The sequence below is a fragment of the Vulcanisaeta distributa JCM 11216 genome (genome assembly GCF_001315985.1).
Lineage (GTDB): Archaea > Thermoproteota > Thermoprotei > Thermoproteales > Thermocladiaceae > Vulcanisaeta > Vulcanisaeta distributa_E.
Map to the genome: position 1 here is coordinate 1 of NZ_BBBI01000040.1, position 4,560 is coordinate 4,560.

Annotated in this window: 5 protein-coding genes and 2 pseudogenes; 6 read left to right on the plus strand and 1 reads right to left on the minus strand. The window is 46.4% G+C overall.

What is annotated here, in order from left to right; genetic code table 11:
* The 6 genes and pseudogenes from JCM11216_RS13890 to JCM11216_RS13910 form a co-directional block, all read left to right on the plus strand.
* Positions 1 to 524: FGGY-family carbohydrate kinase (locus JCM11216_RS13890; protein ID WP_243676451.1), on the plus strand; the 524-nt coding region annotated here is incomplete at its 5' end.
* Between the two features lie 232 nt (positions 525 to 756).
* A pseudogene (locus tag JCM11216_RS13895) lies at positions 757 to 1,414 on the plus strand (glycerophosphodiester phosphodiesterase).
* A gap of 1 nt (position 1,415) precedes the next feature.
* Positions 1,416 to 2,391: pseudogene (locus JCM11216_RS13900) on the plus strand (FAD-dependent oxidoreductase).
* Positions 2,357 to 2,722, plus strand: coding sequence for a hypothetical protein (locus tag JCM11216_RS20245; RefSeq protein WP_243676452.1), 366 nt, complete (start codon positions 2,357 to 2,359; stop codon positions 2,720 to 2,722). The pseudogene JCM11216_RS13900 and the gene JCM11216_RS20245 overlap by 35 nt, the downstream one beginning before the upstream one ends.
* A complete protein-coding gene (locus JCM11216_RS13905; protein WP_054854581.1) occupies positions 2,719 to 3,189 on the plus strand; it encodes an SRPBCC domain-containing protein in 471 nt (156 codons plus the stop codon). The genes JCM11216_RS20245 and JCM11216_RS13905 overlap by 4 nt, the downstream gene beginning before the upstream one ends.
* Before the next feature lie 49 nt (positions 3,190 to 3,238).
* A complete protein-coding gene (locus tag JCM11216_RS13910; RefSeq protein ID WP_054854582.1) occupies positions 3,239 to 4,072 on the plus strand; it encodes an alpha/beta hydrolase in 834 nt (277 codons plus the stop codon).
* On the opposite strand, the gene JCM11216_RS13915 is transcribed toward JCM11216_RS13910, so the two are convergent.
* Positions 4,046 to 4,519, minus strand: a complete 474-nt coding sequence (locus JCM11216_RS13915; protein WP_243676453.1) for a Gfo/Idh/MocA family oxidoreductase — start codon at positions 4,517 to 4,519, stop codon at positions 4,046 to 4,048. The two genes, JCM11216_RS13910 and JCM11216_RS13915, sit on opposite strands and share 27 nt — an antisense overlap.
* Between the last annotated feature and the right edge of the window lie 41 nt (positions 4,520 to 4,560).

Below are 4,560 nucleotides of genomic sequence, written 5' to 3' on the forward strand. Positions count from 1 at the left end.
CCTCAGCCCCCCCCGATACTGGCGGTGTTTACTTTGTACCGGCATTCACCGGGCTTGGTGCGCCGTATTGGGACCAGTATGCCCGTGGTCTCATAATAGGCATTACGCGTGGAACGGAGAGGAAGCACATCGCCAGGGCTGTCCTTGAGGCAATAGCGTATCTAAATAGGGATGTTCTCGAGGCTATGATTAATGATACGGGAATTAAGATACCGAGGATTAAGGTCGATGGTGGCGCAGCCAGGAATAACTTCCTAATGCAGTTCCAGGCAGACATAACGGGTATTGAGGTTTGGAGACCAGTAATATTCGAAACAACGTCATTGGGTGCAGGTTACCTGGCAGGATTAGCCGTGGGCCTCTGGAAGAACCTAGATGAAATTGCAAGGAACTGGAAATTAGACAGGGTATTTAAACCAAGGATGGACGTGGAAACGAGGGAACGATTGTATAAGGGTTGGAGAGCAGCTGTACAGAGAGCCTTGGGTTGGGCTAGGGAGATTCCGTGGGCATATGGATTATAGATTATTAAATACAGAGAATAGAATGATAAATATACATAATAAATAGCCATAGCAAGAACTAGAGCGTTAAGTATTCATTCAAGACTTAATAATCCCAGGTATTGAGGAGCGTCAGTAATGTTTAATTACTTTAATCATTTTAGGTTAAAACGACAAGGATATGGTTTTGGTCTTTGGCCATAGGGGTGCCATGGGTTATGCCCCCCCTGAGAATACGTTGCCGTCATTTAGGATGGCCATTGACATGGGCGTTGATGGTGTTGAGCTTGATGTTCACATGACTAGGGATGGCGAGGTTGTGGTTATTCATGATTTCACGGTTGATAGGACAACAAATGGTAGGGGGTTTTATTAAGGACTTGACTCTAGCTGAGATTAAGAAGCTCGATGCCAGTGCCAGGTTTGGTGGTAAGTGGCGTGACGTTAGGGTGCCAACGCTTGAGGAGGTGTTTAGGGAGTTTGGTAGGAGGGTTAAGTATAAGGTTGAGATCAAGCGTGGTAGTGATTATTACCCTGGCATTGAGGGTAAGGTTATTGATTTAATTAGGCGATACAATGTTGACGCACAAATAATTTCCTTTGACTTTGATGCTCTGAGTAATGTTAGGGCTATTGATAGGGATGTGGAGATTGGTGTAATATTTGTTGGCAGGGTTTCCTGGTTTATCGACACCGCTAAGAAACTAAATGCGCAATGGCTACATGCATCTCATGATTTAATTGATAGAAAGGGCATCGAGATGGCACATAGGCTCGGGCTGAAGGTCGGTGCCTGGACTGTGAATGATGAGGAAGAGGCGAGGCGCCTCGTTGACATGGGTGTTGACGATATTACAAGTAATTATCCAGATAGGGTTATACGCAGTGTTAAGGTTGGTAAGGTGATTTAGCATGGAGTTTGATGTGGCTATAATCGGCGGTGGAGTTAATGGGGGGGTATTCACGGCATTGGACCTTGCACTTAGGGGGGGATTGAAGGTAGTACTCCTCGAGAAAGGAGTCATTGGTGGCGGCACATCGGGTAAGATGCATGGTCTGTTACATAGTGGTGCTAGGTACGTGGTTACTGACCCAAAGGCCGCGGTTGAGTGCGCGGAGGAGAATAAAATCATTGCCAGGATAGCCCCCTCACGCGGTTGATGATACTGGCGGTTATTTCGTGGCGGTCACCAAGGATGACCTGGACTTCCAGGAAGAGTTCATTAGTGGTTTAAGGAGGGCTAACATCGATTATAGAATCATCGATACTAGGGATGCGGTTAGGGAGGAACCTAACCTAAACCCTGAGGTTAAGGCTGTAATTGAGGTTCCCGATAAGGTCGTGTACGCGAGGGAATTATTAATTAGCGCAGCTATTTCTGCCTACATAGAGGGTGCGTTGGTTATTCAAAATGCCGAGGTCGTAGGCTTTAATATTAATGGTGATGAAATAACAAGCGCGGTGGTTAGGGATGGGGCTAAAGGCGATATTAAACGTGTGGATGCAAAGATCTTCGTTAACGCAGCAGGTCCCTGGGCTGGGCGCGTCGCTGGTATGGCCGGTATAAACGTTGATATCATGCCAACAATGGGTGTTATGGTCGTTTATAGGCATAGGCTTGCGAGGAGGGTCATTAATAGGATGAGACCCCCATCCGATGGTGATATACTCGTGCCTTATGGCCACGTATCGATTATGGGGGGGACGACCGCCGTCATTGTGGATGATCCTGACAATCTAACGATAAGTAAGGACGATATTGAGTTCCTAACATCTGAGGGTTCCCAAATGGTCCCTGCATTGGCTAGGGAACCAGTTATTAGGGCTTATGCATCGGTTAGGCTTGATAAGTATGCCGGGGGGGGTTACAGGGAGGGAGGCGACTAGGGACTTCATGGTAGTGAGGCATGAGAGACCAAAGAATCTGGTTTCGGTAATTGGTGGTAAATTTACAACGGGTAGGTTGGTTGGAGAGAGGTTGGCGGATGAAGTTTCGAAGTTTCTAGGCGTTAGTAAGGCATCAAGGACTAAGGAACACACGCTATTTGGAGCCAATCCAAGTTCTGATATTAAGGATTTGGATCAAGGAACAACATCAATAGTTAAGTCCTTCGAGGGAACTATTGATGAGGAGAGGGGGGGCTTAATTGCATCATTAACGTTAATTCTGCACCACATAGTCCAAAGGAGTAGGTCATTGATTGGGTGGTCTCCATGAGTAGTGAATTGCGTTATAATGGGTCATTCACTGTTAATAAGGCGCCCGGTGACGTGATGGGCTTCATTACGGACTTGCCTAGGGCGATCACCTGCATACCTAATATAATCAACCACGAGATAATTGATAAGGAGAAGGTCAGGGCCAGGTTTAGGGTTGACCTTGGTAACGAGGTCCCAATTGCTGAGTTGAGGAGAATAACTACCGACGCAGTTGTGGAGCTGATTGGGCGGTCAGGAAATGAGGTTAAGTACAGGGTTGATGGTAGGGCTGCGGGTAGCGCAATAAGTATATTATTGACAATAAGAGTTAATGCAACAGGTAGTGGTTCCCAAATTGATTGGGATGCTACGGCAAGCCTGGGTAGGCTTCTTCAATTGGTGGGTAGGTTTGTGAACATTGATTCCCTGGTTAGAAGGATCTCCGAGGACACTATCCATGGATTTATAGAATGCTTGTCAAAGTAAGTAATTTATTTATTTTATATCCTTAAAAGCATGCAATGAAGCGTCAATTATGCCTCAGAGGGTTGAGGAGAAGATTCGGCTTGGTACAGGTATTAATGTGTATTATAGGTGTTGGTTGGCTGATAAGCCGTTGGGCCTTGTAATTGGGGTTCACGGCTTCGCAGAGCACAGTGGTAGGTATAATGACTTCGGTAATTACCTATCAAGTAACGGATACTCACTATGCATGCAGGACCTGAGGGGTCATGGATTGACGGCAAGCCCTAAGGACCTTGGTTACGTGGATAGCTTCGACCTATTTCTAAATGATCTCGAGGACTTCATAGAGGCCATGCTTAAGAAGACGGGCTTTGACTCAGTATTCCTATTTGGGCACTCAATGGGTGGCTTAATAGTCCTTCATTACTTAGGTAGGATTGGCAAGGGTGTGCGTACCGCCATAACAAGTGGCGCGGCGGCGATTGTAAGCGTAAGTGCTGGTTCCTGGTTCATGCTATCGTTGCTAAACGCATTATCACCAAGGTATAGGTTAAACCTACCAATAAATCCTGAATTCCTGACGCATGATAAGAAGGTCGTAGAGGAGTACGTGAACGATCCACTCGTCTTTAAGAAGCCCACGGTAAGGATACTGCATGAGCTCGTTAAGGCATCAAGGGAGGTGTGGAAGTACATTGATAACATATCGGTACCCATAATGATGATGCATGGTGGTGAGGACAAGGTAGTACCGCCAAGGGCCACACAGGAGGTATTCAGTAAATTAAGGGTTAGTGATAAGGTGATGAGGATCTACGATGGTATGTACCACGAAATACTAAATGAATTGAATAAGAAGGCGGTTTATGAGGACGTGCTAAACTGGTTGAAAGCCCATACTTAACTCACCGCAGTTTTTATACGAGTCTAATACGGCCTTCAAATCACGTAGTGCAATCTCAGGTGGCATTGGGACATCGGTATTATTAAGCACTGATTGAATGAAGAGCTCAATCTCCCTCTCAACAGTATTAACCTTCTCGACAACCACCTTATCCTGCCTACCATCAATACTTATTAGTAAATCGCCGTACGGCTTACCAGGGACACGACTACCTGGATCCTCCATTATGAAGCCGTGCTCGCCATAGATCTCGAAGGCCGGTGCCCTATCACCGCCTGGCGACGACCAGGAATAAAGCAGGACACCCACAGCGCCACTCCTGAACCTAAATATTGATACACTAATGTCCTCACCCTCAAGCCCAGCAAAGCCGTGCGCACATACCGACTTAACCTCCGTATAATCACCACCAAGGTTTAACAGAGTATCAACGTAGTGAATACCCATCAATAAGCGCACCACCACCCATTAACTCCCTAATCCTCCTC